This window comes from Streptomyces sp. MBT53, from assembly GCF_016654115.1.
GTDB lineage: Bacteria > Actinomycetota > Actinomycetes > Streptomycetales > Streptomycetaceae > Streptomyces.
This window is the reverse complement of sequence record NZ_JAEQAZ010000098.1, coordinates 17,288-35,530: the sequence shown is the minus strand read 5'-3', so window position 1 is coordinate 35,530 and position 18,243 is coordinate 17,288. Positions and strand designations below refer to the sequence as shown.

Annotated in this window: 16 protein-coding genes; 5 read left to right on the top strand and 11 right to left on the bottom strand. The window is 70.3% G+C overall.

From position 1 onward, the window contains the following. Positions 1-11: 11 nt before the first annotated feature. A complete protein-coding gene (locus tag JHN45_RS30495; RefSeq protein WP_201051789.1) occupies positions 12-803 on the bottom strand; it encodes a dioxygenase in 792 nt (263 codons plus the stop codon). Between the two features lie 98 nt (positions 804-901). Here JHN45_RS30495 and JHN45_RS30490 point away from each other — a divergent pair, with 98 nt between their 5' ends. After that, complete coding sequence (locus JHN45_RS30490) at positions 902-1,429, top strand: MarR family winged helix-turn-helix transcriptional regulator (RefSeq protein ID WP_200714354.1); 528 nt, start codon at positions 902-904, stop codon at positions 1,427-1,429. A 112-nt stretch (positions 1,430-1,541) separates the two neighbouring features. Here the strand turns inward: JHN45_RS30490 and JHN45_RS30485 are convergent, their stop codons facing one another. Further along, complete coding sequence (locus tag JHN45_RS30485; RefSeq protein WP_200714355.1) at positions 1,542-3,104, bottom strand: MFS transporter; 1,563 nt, start codon at positions 3,102-3,104, stop codon at positions 1,542-1,544. A gap of 133 nt (positions 3,105-3,237) precedes the next feature. Beyond that, positions 3,238-3,882 (bottom strand): TetR/AcrR family transcriptional regulator, encoded by a 645-nt coding sequence (locus JHN45_RS30480; RefSeq protein ID WP_200714356.1) that lies wholly within the window; start codon positions 3,880-3,882, stop codon positions 3,238-3,240. Between the two features lie 293 nt (positions 3,883-4,175). On the opposite strand from JHN45_RS30480, the gene JHN45_RS30475 reads away from it, so the two are divergent. Continuing rightward, positions 4,176-5,459, top strand: a complete 1,284-nt coding sequence (locus JHN45_RS30475) for a M6 family metalloprotease domain-containing protein (protein ID WP_200714357.1) — start codon at positions 4,176-4,178, stop codon at positions 5,457-5,459. A 121-nt stretch (positions 5,460-5,580) separates the two neighbouring features. Beyond that, the gene (locus JHN45_RS30470) at positions 5,581-7,251 is read left to right on the top strand and encodes an IclR family transcriptional regulator C-terminal domain-containing protein (RefSeq protein WP_201051783.1); all 1,671 of its coding nucleotides are present in this window, start codon (positions 5,581-5,583) and stop codon (positions 7,249-7,251) included. A 25-nt stretch (positions 7,252-7,276) separates the two neighbouring features. Here the strand turns inward: JHN45_RS30470 and JHN45_RS30465 are convergent, their stop codons facing one another. Then, entirely contained in the window at positions 7,277-8,536 is a 1,260-nt protein-coding gene (locus tag JHN45_RS30465) for an MFS transporter (RefSeq protein ID WP_201051781.1), read from the bottom strand. Positions 8,537-8,974: 438 nt separating this feature from the next. Between JHN45_RS30465 and JHN45_RS30460 the strand changes: the two genes are divergently transcribed. Both JHN45_RS30460 and JHN45_RS30455 read left to right on the top strand, forming a co-directional pair. Continuing rightward, on the top strand, positions 8,975-9,715 hold the full coding sequence (locus JHN45_RS30460) for a 2OG-Fe dioxygenase family protein (protein WP_200714360.1): 741 nt from the start codon (positions 8,975-8,977) through the stop codon (positions 9,713-9,715). A gap of 79 nt (positions 9,716-9,794) precedes the next feature. Next, positions 9,795-10,412, top strand: a complete 618-nt coding sequence (locus JHN45_RS30455; protein ID WP_200714361.1) for a LysE family translocator — start codon at positions 9,795-9,797, stop codon at positions 10,410-10,412. On the opposite strand, the gene JHN45_RS30450 is transcribed toward JHN45_RS30455, so the two are convergent. The 7 genes from JHN45_RS30450 to asnB all read right to left on the bottom strand — a co-directional run bounded on the left by JHN45_RS30450 (position 10,401) and on the right by asnB (position 18,072). Then, the gene (locus tag JHN45_RS30450; protein ID WP_200714362.1) at positions 10,401-10,898 is read right to left on the bottom strand and encodes a YbaK/EbsC family protein; all 498 of its coding nucleotides are present in this window, start codon (positions 10,896-10,898) and stop codon (positions 10,401-10,403) included. The genes JHN45_RS30455 and JHN45_RS30450 overlap by 12 nt on opposite strands. Before the next feature lie 14 nt (positions 10,899-10,912). Continuing rightward, the gene (locus JHN45_RS30445; protein WP_200714363.1) at positions 10,913-11,686 is read right to left on the bottom strand and encodes a class I SAM-dependent methyltransferase; all 774 of its coding nucleotides are present in this window, start codon (positions 11,684-11,686) and stop codon (positions 10,913-10,915) included. A gap of 302 nt (positions 11,687-11,988) precedes the next feature. Continuing rightward, positions 11,989-13,083, bottom strand: a complete 1,095-nt coding sequence (locus tag JHN45_RS30440; RefSeq protein WP_201051779.1) for a helix-turn-helix transcriptional regulator — start codon at positions 13,081-13,083, stop codon at positions 11,989-11,991. A gap of 127 nt (positions 13,084-13,210) precedes the next feature. Continuing rightward, the gene (locus JHN45_RS30435; protein ID WP_201051778.1) at positions 13,211-14,095 is read right to left on the bottom strand and encodes a pyrroline-5-carboxylate reductase; all 885 of its coding nucleotides are present in this window, start codon (positions 14,093-14,095) and stop codon (positions 13,211-13,213) included. Then, positions 14,088-15,191: a threonine synthase gene (gene thrC, locus JHN45_RS30430; RefSeq protein ID WP_201051775.1), complete on the bottom strand. Its 1,104-nt coding sequence runs from the start codon at positions 15,189-15,191 to the stop codon at positions 14,088-14,090. Before thrC ends, JHN45_RS30435 begins: the two co-directional genes overlap by 8 nt. Next, on the bottom strand, positions 15,188-15,877 hold the full coding sequence (locus tag JHN45_RS30425; RefSeq protein WP_200714367.1) for an AAA family ATPase: 690 nt from the start codon (positions 15,875-15,877) through the stop codon (positions 15,188-15,190). Before JHN45_RS30425 ends, thrC begins: the two co-directional genes overlap by 4 nt. After that, positions 15,874-18,072, bottom strand: a complete 2,199-nt coding sequence (asnB, locus tag JHN45_RS30420) for an asparagine synthase (glutamine-hydrolyzing) (protein WP_201051773.1) — start codon at positions 18,070-18,072, stop codon at positions 15,874-15,876. The genes JHN45_RS30425 and asnB overlap by 4 nt, the downstream gene beginning before the upstream one ends. Between the last annotated feature and the right edge of the window lie 171 nt (positions 18,073-18,243).

The following is an 18,243-nucleotide window of genomic DNA, read 5'->3' as shown; positions in this document are numbered from 1 at the left end:
CCGCGGGGCGCTCAGCCGAACTGCACCGACCGCTTCGCCATCCCCATCCAGAACCCGTCGATCACCGAGTGCTGCGCGTCCAGTTCGCCGGCGGCCTCCGCCGCGCCCATGGTGACGAACAGCGGGGCGAAGTGCTCGGTGCGCGGGTGGGCGTAGCGCCCGGCCGGTGCCTTGTGGAGGAAGTCGAGCAGGCCGTCCCAGTCCCGGGCCTCCAGCGCGCGCCTGCCCCAGTCGTCGAACTCGGAGGACCAGGTGGGCACTCCGCCGCCGGTGTGGCGCAGGGCGGCCAGGTTGTGGGTGAAGAAGCCGGAGCCGACGATCAGGACGCCCTCGTCGCGCAGGGGTGCCAGCTTGCGGCCGATCTCCATCAGCTTCACCGGGTCGAGGGTCGGCATCGACACCTGGAGGACGGGGATGTCGGCGGCCGGGAACATCTCGACGAGCGGGACGTACGCCCCGTGGTCGAGGCCGCGGTCGGGGACGTCCTGCACGGGGATGCCCGGGGCGCGCAGCAACTTCCGTACGGACTCGGCGAGTTCGGGTGCACCCGGGGCGTCGTAGCGGACCTGGTAGTAGTGCTCGGGGAAGCCCCAGAAGTCGTAGACCAGGGGGACCGGGTCGGTGGCGCCGAGGGCGAGGGGGGCCTCCTCCCAGTGGGCGGAGACCATGAGGATCGCCTTGGGGCGGGGGAGGTCTGCGGACCAGGCGGCGAGTTCGCCGGGCCAGATCGGGTCGTCCGCGAGGGGCGGCGCGCCGTGGCTGAGATAGAGGGCGGGCATGCGCTCCGGTGCGGCGGTGGACATGACGGTCACTCCCCATGCTTGAACTCTCAAATTCCCTGTAGCGCAGCTTACGCCCCGTTTGTTTAACTTTCAAGGAGGGCTCTCGTACAGTGGGGGGCATGAACACGGCACCCGCACCCGCTGAAGAAGCGGTCTCCGCTGACGAACCCCGCTGGCTCACCGCCGAGGAGCAGCGTGTCTGGCGCTTCTACATGCACGCCAGCACCCTCCTGGAGGACCATCTGGACCGCCAGCTCCAGCGGGACGCGGGCATGCCGCACATCTACTACGGCCTCCTCGTGCAGCTCGCCGAGGCGCCGGGCCGCCGGCTGCGGATGACCGAGCTGGCCATGAACGCGAAGATCACCCGCTCCCGGCTCTCGCACGCGATCGCGCGGCTGGAGAAGAACGGGTGGGTGCGCCGCGAGGACTGCCCCTCCGACAAGCGCGGCCAGTTCGCGGTGCTGACCGACGCGGGGTACGAGGTGCTCAGCCGTACCGCGCCGGGTCATGTGACCGCCGTACGGCAGGCGTTGTTCGAGCGGCTGAGCCCGGAACAGCAGAAGTCCCTCGGCGAGATCATGGAGATCGTCGCCGAGGGACTTCAGCCCGACGAGGCGGGCGCGGATCTGCCCTGGCTCCGCTGAGCCGCTCAACTCGGCGGAGGGCCAGGGCAGTTCCTGGGAGTCGTACGTACGGGGCGTCCCCTTCCCCGTACGTACGGATGGTGCGAAGGGGGTACGACCGGGTCGGGCGTCGTCAGTGGGCGACGACCGGGACCTTGAACTCGTCCTCGACTCCGTCACCGGAGGCGACCGGGTCGGAACCCTGCTTGCCCGCGTTGACGAGGACCGAGACGATGACCGCGGCCGTCACCAGCATGCCGACGGCGAACCAGATGGCGTTGGTGTAGCCGTGCACCTGGCCCTGCAGCGCGACGAGCTGCTGCTGGGTTTTGGAGGTACCCGCGCCGGCGATGTGGTCCTTGATGTACGCGGTCGTCGCGGAGGCGGCGATCGTGTTCAGCAGGGCCGTACCGATGGCGCCGCCCACCTGCTGCGAGGTGTTGACCATCGCGGAGGCGACGCCCGCGTCCCGGGGCTCGACGCCCAGGGTGGCCAGCGACATGGCGGGCATGAACGCCGTACCCATGCCGAGGCCGAGCAGCAGCATCGCGGGCAGGATGATCGAGGCGTAGGACGAGCCGATCTCCAGCTGCGTCATCAGGAGCATGCCGACCGCGGCGACCAGGAAGCCGGGGCCCATGAGCAGGCGGGCCGGCAGGCGGGTCATCAGGCGGGTGCCGATCTGGGTCGAGCCGACCATCATGCCGACGATCATCGGCATGAAGGCGAAGCCGGTCTTGATCGGCGAGAAGCCCTTCACGACCTGCAGGTAGTAGGTGAGGAAGAGGAACGTGCCGAACATCGCGATGATGGCGATGCCGAGCGAGAGGTAGATACCGCCGCGGTTGCGGTCGGTGATCACACGCAGGGGCAGCAGCGGGGCCTTGACCCTGGACTCGACGATCACGAACGAGACCAGCAGGACCGCGGAAGCGATGAACAGCGCGATGGTCGAGGAGTCGCCCCAGCCGTCGGACTCGGCGCGGGTGAAGCCGTAGACGAGCGAGACCAGGCCGAGGGTGGAGAGCAGGACACCCGGGATGTCGAGCGGGTTGCGGTTGCGGCCGCCCTCCGGCTCACGGATGACGAAGTACGCGCCGAGCGCGGCGACGATCGCGAACGGGATGTTCACGAAGAACGTCCAGCGCCAGTCGAGGTACTCGGTCAGCACACCGCCGAGGATGAAGCCGACGGCGCCGCCGCCACCGGCGATCGCACCGTAGATGCCGAACGCCTTGGCACGCTCCTTGGCGTCCGTGAACATCACGGCGAGCAGGGAGAGCGCGGCGGGCGCGAGCAGTGCGCCGAAGGCGCCCTGGAGGGCACGGGCGCCGAACATCATGGCGCCGGTGGTGGCCACGCCACCGAGGGCGGACGCGGCGGCGAAGCCGGTCAGACCGACGACGAAGGCGCGCTTGCGGCCCCACAGGTCGGCTATACGGCCGCCGAAGAGCAGCAGACCGCCGAAGGCGAGGGCGTAGGCCGTGACGACCCACTGCCGGTTGCCGTCGGAGATGCCCAGGTCGGTCTGGGCGGACGGGAGGGCGATGTTCACGATGGTGGCGTCGAGCACGACCATCAGCTGGGCGAGCGCGATGAACGCGAGCGCCTTCCAGCGGTTGGAATGGGCTTCGTGCTCGGCGGCCTCGGAGGCCTTGTCGAGAGCGCCGGAGGCGCTTCGAGCTGTTTCAGACATGGTGGTACCCACTTCGGGACTTCGTGACGGAAAAATACGGAAGAAGGACGTGAAACGTCGAAGAACGTGATCGGGGACGCTTGTTGTTGAGACAGGCGTGACGCTCGGAACTAATCGGCGCCGAACTGATCGGTCAGGGCTGCCGGAGATCCTCCATGGTCGCGGCGGTACCGGGCAGGACCGAGCGGGCCGGGGCCCGCAGTCCGTCCAGGAACAGCTGCAGGTGTCGGTGTACGAAGCGGTCGGCGCTGAGGCAACCGGTGCCGGCCGGGGGCCTGCTGAGCTGGGCCACGGCGACCATCACATCGCCGACACCCACGTCCGGGCGGAGCTGTCCGGACCGCCGGGCGCGGTCCATGACCTCGTCGATGAGCTGCTCGACCCGCTCCCGCGCGGCTTCCAGATCCGGGTGGAACTGGTCGAACGTGCTGGAGATCATCGGGCACAGCGCGCTGATCCGTTCGTCGGCGGACACGTGCACGAAGCGCTCCAGAGCGGCGAAGGCGTCGCCGGTCTCGGTGAGCGCCTGTTCGGCGGCCTCCGACGTACGGTCCATGACCGAGACGACCACCTCGCGAACGAGAGCGTCACGGTCGGGGAAGTTGCGGTAGAGCGTGGCGTTGCCGACGCCGGCCCGGCGGGCGATCTCGTCGAGCGGCACATCGGGGCCGAACTCGGTGAACATCTCGCGGGCGGCGGTGACGATCCGCTCCCGGTTGCGCAAAGCGTCGGCACGCGGCCGGGGCACCTTTCGCTGTACGGGGGTCGCGGTCGTCACGGCTGCTCCTGAGGCTCTGAGGGTCTTGGACTGCTGACGCGATCCGGGGACCCACTCCCCGTTTCGCTCGGACACATGGCTAAACGGGGAAACGCTCCCCGGTTATTTCCCACTCAGTGGGACATTTCATGTGACCTGGGTCACACTCCATTGGGCCCCTGTTCGGACCCCTTTTCCCGCACGACCACACGGTCGGTCTCCTCCAGCGCGCGCCCTCGCACCGCACGACACAGGGTGATCGAAAGGGTGCAGCCGGAGACCGGCGGCTGCCGTGGCGCGAAGGGTCTCCCTGCATGCAGCCCAGCCGTCGGATACGCCCGCGCCGCGTGGCAGCCCTCGCGTCCGTGACCGTCCTGACCCTCGCGGTCAGCACCTCGGCCGGCACCGGACGCCTCACCCCGGGCGCCACGACGGCGGCGGGCCCGATCGCGCTCGCCCGCACCTCCACACTCGGCGCCTGCATGATCAACGGCCCCCTCGACACCGAGATGTCCGAGGGCATCCCCACCCCGGGCGGCTACTCCCGCTCCACCGGCACGGTCCACGCCCTGACCCTGATGGTCGACTTCTCCGACGCCCCCGGCCAGGGCACCGCCATGGACCGCTACCACGAGTTCTTCCCCCAGACCCAGGAGTGGTTCCGCACCAGCTCCTACGGCCGCCTCGACTACCGCCCCGAGACCCCGGTCACCCACTGGCTCCGCATGCCCAAGCCCTTCAAGTCCTACGGCATAGAACGCGGCGCGCCCTTCGACCCCGGGTACCGGCAGCTCGTCCAGGACATCGTGGCCGCGGCCGACCCGACCGTGGACTTCCGGTCGTACGACCTCCTGAACGTCCTGGTCACCCCGAACGCGGGCCCCTCCGCGCTGGACACGGTCCTCTCGGTGACGTTCGCCGGGAACACCGAGGCCCCGGTCGCGGACGGCGTTCCCGTCTCCAACGCCTCCTTCGTCTACTCCCGCCAGGACGACGGCTCCGGCTCCTACGCCCGCACCGGCTACCGCGTCCTCCCCCACGAGAACGGCCATGTCTTCGGCCTGCCCGACCTCTACACCCAGGAGGGCGGGGGCGCGGTCGGCCACTGGGACATCATGAGCGAGGACTGGGGCGCCGACAACGACCTCCTGGGCTGGCACAAGTGGAAACTCGGCTGGCTCGACCCGTCCCAGGTCAACTGCGCGATGACCGGCGGCACTTCGGAGTACACGCTGACTCCGCTGGAACGCCCCGGCGGCGACGGCACCCGCCTGGTCTTCGTCCCGCTCTCCCGCCGGACGGGCTACGCCCTGGAACTGCGCACCCACGAGGGCAACGACGAGGCGGTGTGCCGCCCCGGTGTCCTCATCTACAAGGTGGAGGCGGACGTCGACACGGGGATGGGCCCGGTGAAGGTGTACGACGCGCACCGGGACAGCGGGGGCTGCACTCGGAGTCCCAATGTGCATGCGGAGTTGTCGGATGCGCCGTTCACTGCGGGGGAATCGTTCAACGATCCTCGCAGGGGGGTTCGGGTCGCGGTGACGGGGGCCGACGCGGCGGGGAACTATCGGGTGACGGTCACGCGGACGCGGTAGGGGTGACGGTGCTCAGGGGATGGAGCACCGCTCTCCTGAAGCGGGTGTCGCAGGCTCGACGGTGACCGCACCGGGCGCGGGCTTACCGTAGGGCTGCCGAGATCGCCGTACCGGAGAGCCGATGCCCGCTGAGACCACGTTGGACGACCGTGCCGGAGCCGTGCCCGTCGAGGCGGTCGCCCCGCTGATCCGCGGGATCGCCGTGGTGCGTCAACTCACCGACGCGGGCGGCACGTTGAGCCTCAGCGCGCTGGAACGGGCCACCGGCCTGGCCCGTTCCACGGTCGACCGGATCACCGCGACGCTCGCCCGCATGGGATACGTCCGTCTCGACGGCCGGGACACGGTTCTCACCCCTCGGATCATGGAACTGGGCAACGCCTACCTGGCCGCCCTGCGGCTGCCGGCCGTCCTCGACGCCCGCGCGGACGCCGTCGCCGACGAGCTCGACGAGTCGGTGTCCCTCGCCGTCGCCGACCGGGACGGCATCCGCTTCATCCACCAGGCGACCCGCCGCCGCGCGATGTCCCTGAGCTTCCGCATCGGCGACCTGCTGCCGGCCGAACGCACCGCGCCGGGACCGCTGTTCGCGACCGAGTGGACCGACCGCGACTGGGCGCGCTGGCGCGAGCGCCGGACGGCGGACCCGGAGGACCGGGGCTTCCCGGCCGTACCCCCGCGTTCGCCGTCGTCACCCGGCCCCGACTTCGAACGCGCGGTGGCCCTGGCCCGCGAGAACGGCTGGGCACTGGACGACCAGCTCATCGAACCGGGCCTGGTCGCGGTGTCCGTACCGGTCCGCGATCCCCGTACCGGCACGATCGCGTGCGTGGCCAGCATCGTGAGCCACACCAGCCGGCATACGGCGGCGGAGTTGCGGAACACGTTGCTGCCGCGGCTGCGGGCGGCGGTCGAGGCGATGGAGGAGGACCTGCGCACCGCGCCCCGGCCGGACCCGGTGGCCGCGCCCTCGGGCCTGGCGACCTGGACGGGCGCGTCCAAGCAGGAACTGGGCCGGGAGTTCGTCGAGTCCCTGGCCCGCGGACTGACGGTCCTGACGGCCTTCGGCGAGGGCCGCGCCGAACTGACCCTCACGGAGGTCGCCCAGGCGACGGGCCTGGCCCGGGCCACCGCCCGCCGCGCGCTCATCACCTACGAACACCTGGGCCTGGTCGCCGCGTCCGGCGACCGCCGCTTCACCCTGACACCCCGGGTGCTGTCGCTGGGCTTCCCCCCGCTCTCCCGCACCACCCTGCCGTCCCTCGCGACCCCGCACCTGACCGCCCTGGCCGCCCGCATCCACGAGTCGGCGTCCCTGGCGATCCTCGTGGGCGGCGACATCCAGTACACGGCCCGGGTCGCCACCAGCAGCGTGATGAGCGTGAACATCGCGGTCGGCACCCGTTTCCCGGCGTACGCGACGGCACTGGGCCGCGTGCTGCTGTCCGACGCGCCGCCGGCGACCGTACGGGATGCCCTGGTGGCCCCACGTCCCCTGACCCCGCACACGCTGACCGATCCCGAGGCGCTGTCGGCCGCCCTGGAACGGGTCCGGACCCTGGGGTACGCCCTGGTCGACGAGGAGTTGGAGGTGGGCCTGCGCTCACTCGCCGTCCCGGTCCGCGACCGCACCGGCCGGGTGGTCGCCGCGCTGAACACGGCGACCCATGTGGCACGCCGGCCGGCCGAGGAGTACGTCGGGGCGGTGCTGCCCGAACTGCTGGAGACGGCGGGGCGGATCGAGGCGGATCTGCGGGTGGCGGGGCGGTTCACTCGGGTGGCGGGGTCGTGACCCCTCCGGGGGACTCGCGTGACGGCTACGCCCCGGCGGCCGGTTCCCGCAGACCGCGCAGCCGCACCACCCACACCACGATCGCGGCCAGGGTGATCGAGACGACCGCCGTGGCCATCCCGGCGCGGATGCCGGCGGACACCGTGACGGCGCTCGCGACCAGGGCGCCGAGCGGGACGCCCAGGCCGGAGGAGAGCATGCGGCGGGTGGTGTTGACCCGGCCCTGGAGCTCGGCCGGAGTCACCTCCTGGGAGTAGGTCATCGTGTTCACCAGCACGACCAGATAGGCGGTTCCCCAGGCCGCCAGCGCGACCAGCGCGATCCGCCGGTCGGTGGAGCACACGACCACCAGTCCGAGCAGCGCGCCGGCCGGCAGCACCAGGAGGAGCAGCGGGAAGGCGTCGTAGCGGCGCCGCAGTCGGGGCAGCAGCAGGGAGCCGCCGATGCCGCCGGCGCTCCACGCCATGTAGAGGAGGCCGATACGGCCGTCGGTGCCGTGGATGCCGAGGACGCGGTCGGCGAAGACGACGAGCTGGCCGACGATGGCTCCGCCGGAGAACGACTGGAGGGTGCCGACCACGGTCATGACCCGCAGCGTCGGATGCCCGGCCAGGAAGCGCAGCCCCTCTCCGACGGACTCCCGGCACCCCGGCCGCGGACCCGAGGAACTGGCAGTGCGGGCAGGTGAGTTGGCGACCGCCCGGAGGAACAGCGCGGAGCCGGCGAAGCTCAGGGCGTCGAGCGTGAGCGTGCCCACGGGGTGGACGAGGGCGATGAGGACGCCCGCGACGCCGTTGCCGATGATGCGGACGACGGTCTCGGCGCCGTAGAGCGCGCTGTTGGCGTCGGGGAGCCTGTCCTTGCCGACGAGGGCGGGGACGAAGCCGTAGCCGCCCGCGTCGAAGAAGAGGGAGAGGGTGGAGGAGAGGAACGCGACCGCGACGACGTGTCCGACCGTGAGCGCGCCCAGGGCCTGGGCGAGTGGGACGGAGCCCAGGCACAGGGCGCTGAGGCAGTCGGTGACGATCATCAGGGTGCGCCGGTCCACGCGGTCGGCGACCGCGCCCGCGATCAGCCCGAACACGAGGTAGGGCAGCGTCCCGGCCGCCGCGACCAGGGACACCAGCAGCGGCGACCCGCTCTGCTGGAACACCAGGACGGGCAGCGCGACGGTGGTGACGGCGGACCCGAGACCGGACACGGCACGGGAGAGCCAGAAGTTCCGGAAGCCTGGGCTCCGCCGGAGGGGCGGGACATGAGGGACGGGCAGAGCGGTGTCTGTCATCTGTCGAACTCCATGACGAAGGACCGGCGGGCGCGGTGAGTGGCCCGTCGGTGCGGAGTGCTGCTGGGGTGACATCAAAAAGGGTCGACACCCGGTCCGGTTGTTCGATGACCGGAGGTGTCGACCCGAAGGAATGAGCTGGGGGATTTTAGCAGGGACGGGCGGCCCGGCGCCCTGAAGCACCACCGGTTGCCCCCGCCGGCCGCCACGGCTCAATGGCAGCTCCAATAATTCCTCAGCATAGAGGAAGCAGAAAAGCCTCCACCAATAATTCGGCCAGAACCGAAACACCCCATCGATTGGATTTATTGCCGAAATACACCCGGCAGAGGATACTCCAATTCAGAGAATTCACGACCCGGCCCGGATTCCGGTTGACACGCGGCACCCCAAACCTCATGATCGGAGGTAGTGGTAATCACGAAGCCAGGGGGATGAATGTCTTCGCGTTACGATTCCGGAATCGAAGAAATCCGCACGGCTCTCTCCGGGAAGAGTTACGAACTGATTCCCGGTGACCGGGTGAAGGAACTTCTCCTGGAGCGGTCCGAAAACGCGCTGGCCGACCTGGGCGCGTTCCGCGAGAGCTGGAGCCGAATGCCGCTCGACGGCTACATGGCCGACGGTGGCCGCTACCGGCGCCGTCGCCACGCCACGCTGAGCGCACCCAGGGCGGGCGACGACTACCGGGTCGAGGACCATCAGCCGCACTACCAGACGCTGGACTACAACAACCTCAACGGCGGAATAGCCAGGCACTACAAGCCGTTCGAGGCCGAGATCCTGCGTGGCAACACCATGGACAGCCTGGTCAGGCTGGGTGCCGGCGTCTTCGGCGGCCTCGCCCCCTACTCGGGCTGGCACATCGAGGCGCACCAGTTCCGCATCGAGGTGAACGGCCAGGAGGTCGGCAGACCGACCCCCGAGGGGGTGCACCGGGACGGTGTCACTTTCGTCCTGATGGCCATGATCGGCCGCAACAACGCCATCGGCGGCGAAAGTACCATTTTCAATCTGGAGAAGTCCCCGGTGGAGAAATTCACCCTGGCCGAAACCCTTGATATCGCACTCGTCAACGACGAACGGGTTTTCCACGGCGTCTCGCCCGTCGAGCAGTTGGATCCCGAGACCCCCGCCTCACGTGACGTATTGGTGATCACCTATCGTCATAAGCCCTGACGTCGAGGGTGTGCGGGGGCGCCAAACGGCGCCCCCGCACAATTCGCGCCAATCGAGCGAGAAAACAGGAAACGGGGAAATGGGTCAGATCATCGCCGTAGCGGTCATCACCATCCTGGCTGTCATCAGTCCGGGAGCGGACTTCGCGATGACCGTCCGAAACAGCTATCTGTATGGACGGACCGCGGGAGTTCTGGCGGCGGTGGGTATCTCTCTCGGGGTGCTCGTCCACGTCAGCTACACCATGCTCGGGGTGGGGCTGCTGGTGACACGCACTCCCGCCCTTTTCACCGCCATGAAACTGATCGGTGCCGCGTACCTGGTGTTCATCGGGTACAAGACGTTCGTCACAAAGGCCAAGGTGGACATCGACCTCTCCGACAGGGGCGGTCTGTCGAAGGCCGGGGCCCTGCGGACCGGGTTCCTGACCAACGCGCTGAACCCCAAGACCATGCTCTTCGTGCTCAGCACCTACACCCAGGTGGTCAGCGCCGACACCCCGATCGCCCAGCAGATCGGATACGGCCTGTTCATGTCCTTCGCCCATCTGGTCTGGTTCGCCCTGGCCGCGACCCTCTTCTCCAACCAGAGTCTGCGCGCCCGGCTGCTGCTGCGGCAGGCCGTGCTGAACAAGGTGATCGGCAGCGTGCTCGTCTGTCTGGGCATGGCCCTGGCGCTCACCCCGTCAGTCCAGTGAGACCGGCTCCACCCGGGGCTCGGCGATGGACCGGTAGGCGTCCGTGGACAGCGCGAGCGACCGGTCGAGCCGGGCGGCGTTGAAGTAGAACTCGGGGTGGTTCAACAGCCCGGGGTCGACGATCAGTTCCAACCGGTCGTCGAAGGAGAAGGGAAGGATGGTGCCGCTCGGCGACTTGGCGAGTTCCTCGGCGACGTCGGGCGAGGCGAAGGACGCGTAGCTGCCGCCGTAGAGGGCCTTCACCGCCGGCAGGTCGATCCGCTTGTCGCCCGGTACGACCACCAGGGCGTGGCGCTTCTCCTTCTTGCCGATCTTCACCATCACGATGATGCACTTGGCGGCCTGGTCGAGGGCGTGGCCCCGGAGGCGGCTGACCGCTTCGGTTCCACCCTCCGGGGCGTGCTCGATCACTCGGTACGCGGCCCCGTGCTCGTCGAGCAGAGCGAGCAGTTTGCCGTAGGTGCCGTCGGCGTCGTCCGCAGCCATCAGACTCTCCTGTTTCACATCGTGTGCGTGTGGGCCGAGTCGACCTTAGTGCCGGGGCCGTGGCGCCGGAACGCGATCAACCGGTAGAGCGGATCGGGGCGCGCGGTGTCCTGGTCCGGCAGGGCGGCCAGCCGTTCGCACACGCCGGCGGCCTCGCCCGCGGGTGCCCATGGGATGCGTCCCGCCCGGATCACTTCTTGCCAGGTGCGCGGGCTGCGCCCCTGGCCGGTGCCCCGGAACACCGTCTCGCCCGCGACGGTCAGTCCTTCGCCGGCCGCCCAGCCGGTCACCCGGGAGGAGTGATCGGGCACCTGGGGCGCGTACCGCAGGCGCGGTTCGGCCGTCGCGCGGGCGACATCGCTGTCCGGGACGAAGTACGCCTCGTCCTTGTCGACAGTGGTGATCAGCGTGCCGCCGGGGCGCAGCACCCTGGCCGCCTCGGTCAGCACGGGGACCGATTCCTCCAGCAGATGCAGCAGCCAGACGATGACGACGACGTCCACACTGGCGGATGCGAAGGGGAGCCGGGTCGCGTCCGCGCGTACGACACCGCCCGGTACCCGCCTGTCCGCCAACGCCAACATGGCCGGTGAACGGTCCGCTCCCAGGACCGTACGCCCGGGGCGTAGCAGTCTCCTGGTCACGATGCCCGTGCCGCAGGCGATGTCGAGGACCGAGCATCGTCCTTGTGGCAGCAGTCGTTCGAGTGCGTCGGCCGCCGCCCGCGCGCGGGGCTCACCGCCGCGCGAGGCGTCGTAGTCGCGCGCCTCACCGTCGTAGTCGATCACCGAATGTCCGTCTCGTTCAAAGGTTGCGTCCGGTCCCACTACCGTCCAGGCCCGTGGGCCGGCCGGAGCCTCGGTCATCGTGCCCACCAGGGCCTGTCCGGCGGATCATGCCGCAGACGCGGGGTCCGGCACGCCCTCCCCCACTGCCTCAGAGGCGTGGGGACCCCCAGCGGCGTTATCGTCACTCTCCCCCGGTCTCGGCTTCGCCCGATCACGAGGGTCCCATCGCTCCGCGTCGCCCGCGGCGAAGCCGCTGATGTCAACGTCTTCTCCGCCTTGCGGCCGCACCCACCGGACCCCGCTCACCGGTGCCGATCAGGAACCGTCACCGTGCTGCGACCCGATCCGCCGGACAGGCCCTGCCGGCGGTCCGCCAGCACACTGTGGCGGTTGTCGAGGTACTCGAGCAACGCGGCCCCGGAGCCGTCCAGTTCGTACAGAACTCGCATTCCCGCCCGGCGACGTTGCACCAGTCCGGCCGCCACCAGCGAGGTGAGGTGCTCGGAGACCGTACTCGGGGCGAGGCCCAGGGTCGCGGCCAGCGCCGAGGTCGTGGTGGGCGCGACGAGGCCGCGGACCACGCCGGCCCGGCTGCGGCCGAGCAGGATCTCCAGCCGGTCCCCGCGGGAAGGCACGTCGGACCGCCGGTCGGGCGGAGCCTCTCCGACGAGCACCGCGGCCCCCTTCGCCTGGTAGGACAGGGCCGCCGTACCGTCGGGTGCCGCGGTGAAGAAGGAGGCTCCGCGGCCGAACAGCAGCGGAACGATGACCAGTCGGGAAACGTCGGGCACCGTGACACGAAGGGTGCCGACGTCCAACCTCAGCAGATCGTCGCGCCACGTCAGACGGCCGTGCAGGCTGTCGAACAGCTTCTCCTGGCCCTGGGTGGCCAGGACACGGGCGCGCAGGAGGATCTCCTCCTCGGTGGCCGCCCGCAGGGGCGCGGCGAACGGGGCCAGCGCCGCCCGCCAATATTGTGGAAGGAATGCACAGAGCTCGGCGACGGCTGCCCCGGGATCGGAATGGAGCGGGGCGACTTCGACCGGTATGCCTTGCGGAAACCACTGCTCCAGTTCTGCCCTGACCCGGGTCGGTGACACTGCGCGCAACAACTCGATTTCCTCTTCCAGGTCACCCTTCGTCGAAAAGGGGACCGCAGAAAGGAACGAGGGAAGTGTCCCACCGCATGCGGAGCACAAATAAAGGAGCCAGCCCGGGACGACCATATTCGACCGGTTCAGTGAACGTCGGGCATTTTTGGCCCAGTTGACATAGGGCCAGGGGCCGAGACCTCGATGAGAGGCAAGCAGTCCGATACTGCCTAAGCTCTCCCACAGCGAACTGCTGGCGATCCGTACAGCCCCGTGCTCAGATTTCCGCAACGGAATCTCAATCACGTATACCCCCGTGGCTTGGTCCACCGACGGCGAACCCGCATCAGATACAGATTGACCGTTCCAACACCCGTTTCACAAGAGGCTGTTCGAGTATTGAGACGGAAAAAGCCGCTTCACAAAAGACGTATCAATTTCCTGTGCGGAGTCTGTAGTTCCGTTCGGCGGCGGCGGAGAGTTCCGCCGCTCGGGCCACTGCCGCCGCCACCGCCTCGGCCAGCGCACTGTCGATGCCGTGCGCGCGGAGCACGTCCAAGCCGGCGCGGGTGATGCCGCCCGGAGTGGCCAGCTCGTGCCAGACGGGCTGCCCGGTGTGCTCGGCACGGCGGATCAGCACGGCCGCGCTCTCCAGCGCGTCCGCCGCGAACAGCCTCGCCGTATGCCCCTCGACGCCGACCGCATCGGCTGCGGCGACCACCCCGGCTGCCGCTGCCGCGAGAAACGCGGCGCCACTGCCCAGGGTCGACGCGGCCATGTCCTGCTGGGCCTCCGGGACGCGCACCACCGTGCCCAGGGCCGACAGCAGCGAGGCGAGCCTTTCGCCGTCCGTTGCGGACAGCTCCGCGTCGGGCGTCAGGGCCACTGTCCCGCCGCGCCCGACCGACACCGCGTTCGTCGCCGCGCGGAGGCAGTGCACCCGTGTGCCGACGACCTCGCGCAGGCCCGCCAGGGACAGGCCCGCCACGAAGGACACGACGGCCGCGCCCTCAGCCAGCCGGGGAGCCGTCCGGGCGAGCACTGCGCGGGCCTGCTCGGGGCGCACGGTGAGCACAAGGACATCGGCCCCGTCCGCCGCCGTCCCGCTGTCGGCCGTCACCTGGCAGGAACAACGGTCCGCGAGCAGCCGCGCCTGTTCGGCTGTGCGCGTGACGGCACACAGCCGGCCGGCGGGGTGTCCCGCGGTGAGCAGCCTCATGAGCACAGCCCGCCCCAAATGACCGGCTCCGACCACGACGACCAGTGGTGCGGGGCCGCCCGGCTCCGCCCGCCCGTCGGCCCGCTCCGGCTCAGTCACGACCGCCCGTCAGCCGCAGCGCCCGCACGACGTCGACGGTCTCGGCGGGGCACGCCCGCGCGGTGTAGCCGTCGGCCATGGACGCGTCCGGGTCCTTGAGACCGTGCCCCGTGACGGTCACCACCACTCGGGTCCCTCGCTCCAGGCGGCCCGCCGTGCTCTCGGCCAACAGGCCCGCCACGCCGGCCGCCGAGGCGGGCTCCACGAACACGCCCTCCCGGCGGGCCAGCAGCCGGTAGGCGTCGAGGATCTGCTGGTCGTCGACGGCGGCGATCAGCCCCGCGGACTCGTCGCGGGCCGCGAGGGCGCCCCGCCAGGAGGCCGGGTTGCCGATCCGGATCGCGCTGGCGACCGTCTCGGGGTTCGCCACCACGGCGCCGGTGACCAGCGGGGCCGCCCCCTTGGCCTGGAAGCCCCAGAGCCTGGGCCGCCGGGTGGCGAGACCGGCCTGGGCGTATGTCCCGTAACCGCGCCAGGTCGCCGTGATGTTGCCGGCATTGCCGACGGGCAGGCAGTGGATGTCGGGGGCATCGCCGAGGGCGTCCACGATCTCGAACGCCACGGTCTGCTGCCCGGCCAGACGGTGGTCGTTGACCGAGTTGACCAGGGTGACCGGGTGATGGTCGGCGAGGTCCCTGGCGATGCGCAGGCAGTCGTCGAAGGAGCCGTCGACCTCCACGATCTCGGCGCCGTACCGTACGGCTTGGGCCAGCTTGCCCAGGGCGACACGGCCCCTGGGGATCAGCACCGCGGCGCTCAGCCCGGCCCGCGCCGCGTACGCCGCGGCCGAAGCGCTGGTGTTGCCCGTCGAGGCGCACACCACGACCCGCGCCCCCGACTCGGCCGCCTTGCTGACCGCTACGGTCATGCCGCGGTCCTTGAACGATCCGGTGGGGTTGGCGCCCTCCACCTTCAGCCAGATCTCGCACCCGGTGAGACCGGACAGGTGATCGGCCCGCAGCAGCGGTGTGCCACCCTCGTGCAGGGTGACCACCGGGGTGTCCGGGGTCACCGGAAGCCAGGCGCGGTAGCGGTCGATGAGTCCCTGCGTGCCCGGCACGGCCGCCCCGGTCGCACCCGGTACCTGATTCGTCATCCCACGCTCTCCTCGATGCCGGGGGCACGTGTGGCCGCGAACGGGCCCTGTACCACGTGGTGCCAGGCCGCGGCGAAGACGCTGTCCGCGTCCTCCGCGGCGTCCAGCACGGTGAACTCGCCGTTGCGGTACTCCTCCAGATCCCGGTAGGCGGCGGCGAATCGCCGCAGGAATCCCAGGGAGTTGTCGTCGGTGCCGCGCTCCCGTACCCGGCGCAGCGCCTCCTCGGGCGGCAGGTGCAGCAGCAGCACCAGGTCGGGGCGCGGCAGCAGGCCGTACAGCCGACGCAGCCGGTCGAGGTTGCGGGTGCCGGAGACGGCGGCCAGCGCCAGGTGGGTGTAGAAGTAGCGGTCCAGGACGAGGATGTGGTCCGGGCGTTCCATGTCCTCGCCGAGGTCGAGCATGTCCCGCCACTTCAGGACGGACGCGAGGAACTGGGCCTCGTCCCGGCCGAGGAGTTCGAACCGGTCGGCCAGGCCCTGCTCACGGGCGATGGCGTCCAGGGTGTCGCGCACCGGCGCCAGGTTCTTGTTGGGGTACCAGGCCGCCGAACGGCCCCCGAGCCGCAGGGTGTCGGCGATGCGCCGGCCAAGGGTGCTCTTGCCCGAGCCGTCGACGCCCTCGACCACGATCACCGTGGCCCGCTTGTCGATCAGCGGCACGGCCGCCTCCGTCGCCCGCGTCACGCCGGCACCTCGCGCAGCAGGCCCGTCTCCAGACAGCCGACGAGTTCCCCGCGCACCTCGTTCAGCTCAACCCCGGCCAGGCGCAGCAGCTCGCCCAGCGGCCTCTCGCCGTTCACGGCCCGAAGGAACGTCAGCCACGGCTCCTCGTCCACGACGTACTCGACGGCACCGTCGACGGCGACGTACCACGGTCCCTCGGGCTCGGCGCCGGACAGCAGCAGCACGCCCGGCGCGAGTACGGGCACGAAGCCGTCCGTGAACTCCGGTGCGATGCCCAGGCGTTCCTCCAGCCGGGTCCGGCCGCCCTCCCAGTCGTCCACTGGCAGGGCCGTCGGGGCCGGGCCCGCGGGCACGGACACCAGCGGGGGCGGCACATCGGCGGCCAGGCTCGCCATCAGCCCGAGGTTGACCAGACGCAGCACGAACTGCACGTCGATGGTCGGCCGTTCGGACAGGTCGGCCACGGCGGCCCGCAGCCCGTCCGCGTCGAGGTGGCGACGTGCCTCCTCGGTGGCGAGGGCCTCGTCGAGGAGCGCCCCCTTGTCCTGGGCGAGCATCAGGCTGAAGACGCGGAAGGTGTGCATGTCGCCGGAGCCGTAGAAGAAGGGGACCTTCTCCCGCTGGACGATGTTCGACGGCAGCAGGTCTCCGACGCTCTCCCGCAGGATCTGCTTGTTCCACAGCAGCCGCTCGCGGCGCCCGGCGGGGATGGAGCCCGACAGCTCCACGAGCCGATGGTCCAGGAACGGCACCCGGGCCTCGATGCCGCTGCCCGCGGCCGTACGGTCCTCGTGCCAGCAGTTGTACTGCTGGATCTTGCGGTACTCCCGCACCAGGTAGTCGGCGTAGTGGTCGTGCTCGCCCGTCCCCCAGCCGTCGGGAAGGGCCTCCCCCACCGCGCCCGCCCGCAGCAGGGGCCGTCCGGCGCGCTCCCACCAGGGGGCGAGGTCGGGCCGGTCCAGGAGGGCTCCGCGCAGCGCCATGTCGCCGAGGTGTGCCTGGAAGTCCTGCCAGGTGCCCCCGCCGGCCAGGTCCGGGGAGTACCCGCCGTTGAACTCGTCGCTGGCGGAGCCCAGCAGCATGCCCCGCAGGTCCGGGCGGGCCAGCTTGGCGTAGCGGTGCAGCTCGTGCTTGTAGAACTGCTCGGGCCCGCACTCGGGGGTCTCGGTGAGCCAGACCAGTCGCCGCCATTCGGCCGGGTCCGGGATCCGGTCGGCGTCGAACAGCACCTGATGGTTGGGCAGGCCGAGGAACCGGGCGACCTGGGCGGCGTGTTCGGCGTCACCGTTGCTGTAGGTGGCACCGCTGAGCACGGTGAAGGTGTGCAGCTGTCCGGTGTGCCGGGCGGCCAGGGCGGCCACGGAGGCGGAGTCGACGCCGCCGGACAGGAACAGGCCCAGCTCGGTGTCGGCGGTGGCGCACTCGGCGACCGACTCGGCGAGCAGCCGGCCGTACTCCTCGACCAGTTCGTCGTCGGAGGCGGACAGCTCGGGTGTCTCGCCGGGGAAGTCCCAGTAGCGGTGCGTGGTGGTGGTGCCGTTGGACAGGTCGATACGGACGACGCAGCCGGCGGGCACCAGATGGATGTCCTGGAACCAGCTCACCGGCTGCGGCGCGGCCAGGTGCGGTGCCGCGGTCATCGCCGGATGGGCGAGCGCCGTCGCCCAGTCGAGGCTGCGGGGCGTGTCCGCGTCGGCGAACAGGGTCTTGATCTCGGAACCGAAGACGATGCGTTCGGCCGTGCGGTGGTAGTAGAGCGGCTTCACGCCGAACCGGTCGCGGGCCAGCACCAGTTGATCGGCCCTGCGGTCCCAGAGCACCACGGCGTACATGCCGCGCACGGAGTCCAGGAAGTCCTTGCCGTGCCGCTGGTACAGGGGCAGCAGCACCTCGCAGTCGGAAGCGGTGCGCACGCTGCCCGCGGGCAGCCGGGCGGTCAGTTCGCGGTGGTTGTACACCTCGCCGTTCGCGATGAGTACGAGCGAGCCGTCCGCGCTGGTCAGCGGCTGGTTCCCATTGTCCGGTCCGACCAGGGACAGCCGGGTGAAGGCGAGGCCCACCGGGCCCTGGCGCAGGATGTCACGGTCGTCCGGACCGCGATGCGAGATGACGTCGGCCATGCGCGCCAGCAGGGCGTCCGCGTCGGGCGTCAACTGCGAACCGTCGATGCGTGCCAGTCCGGCCAGGCCGCACATGGACTACCTCTCTTCGCTTCCATAGGGTGGCGGGCGGGGGTGCCCGGAAGCTCCGGTACCGGGCACCCCCCTTGATTCCCTTCGCCCGGATCAGGCGTTGGTACGCAGGATGTTGCTGGCGTCGACCGGCTTCACGGCCGGCTTGTTGTACTTACGCATATCGATCACCTC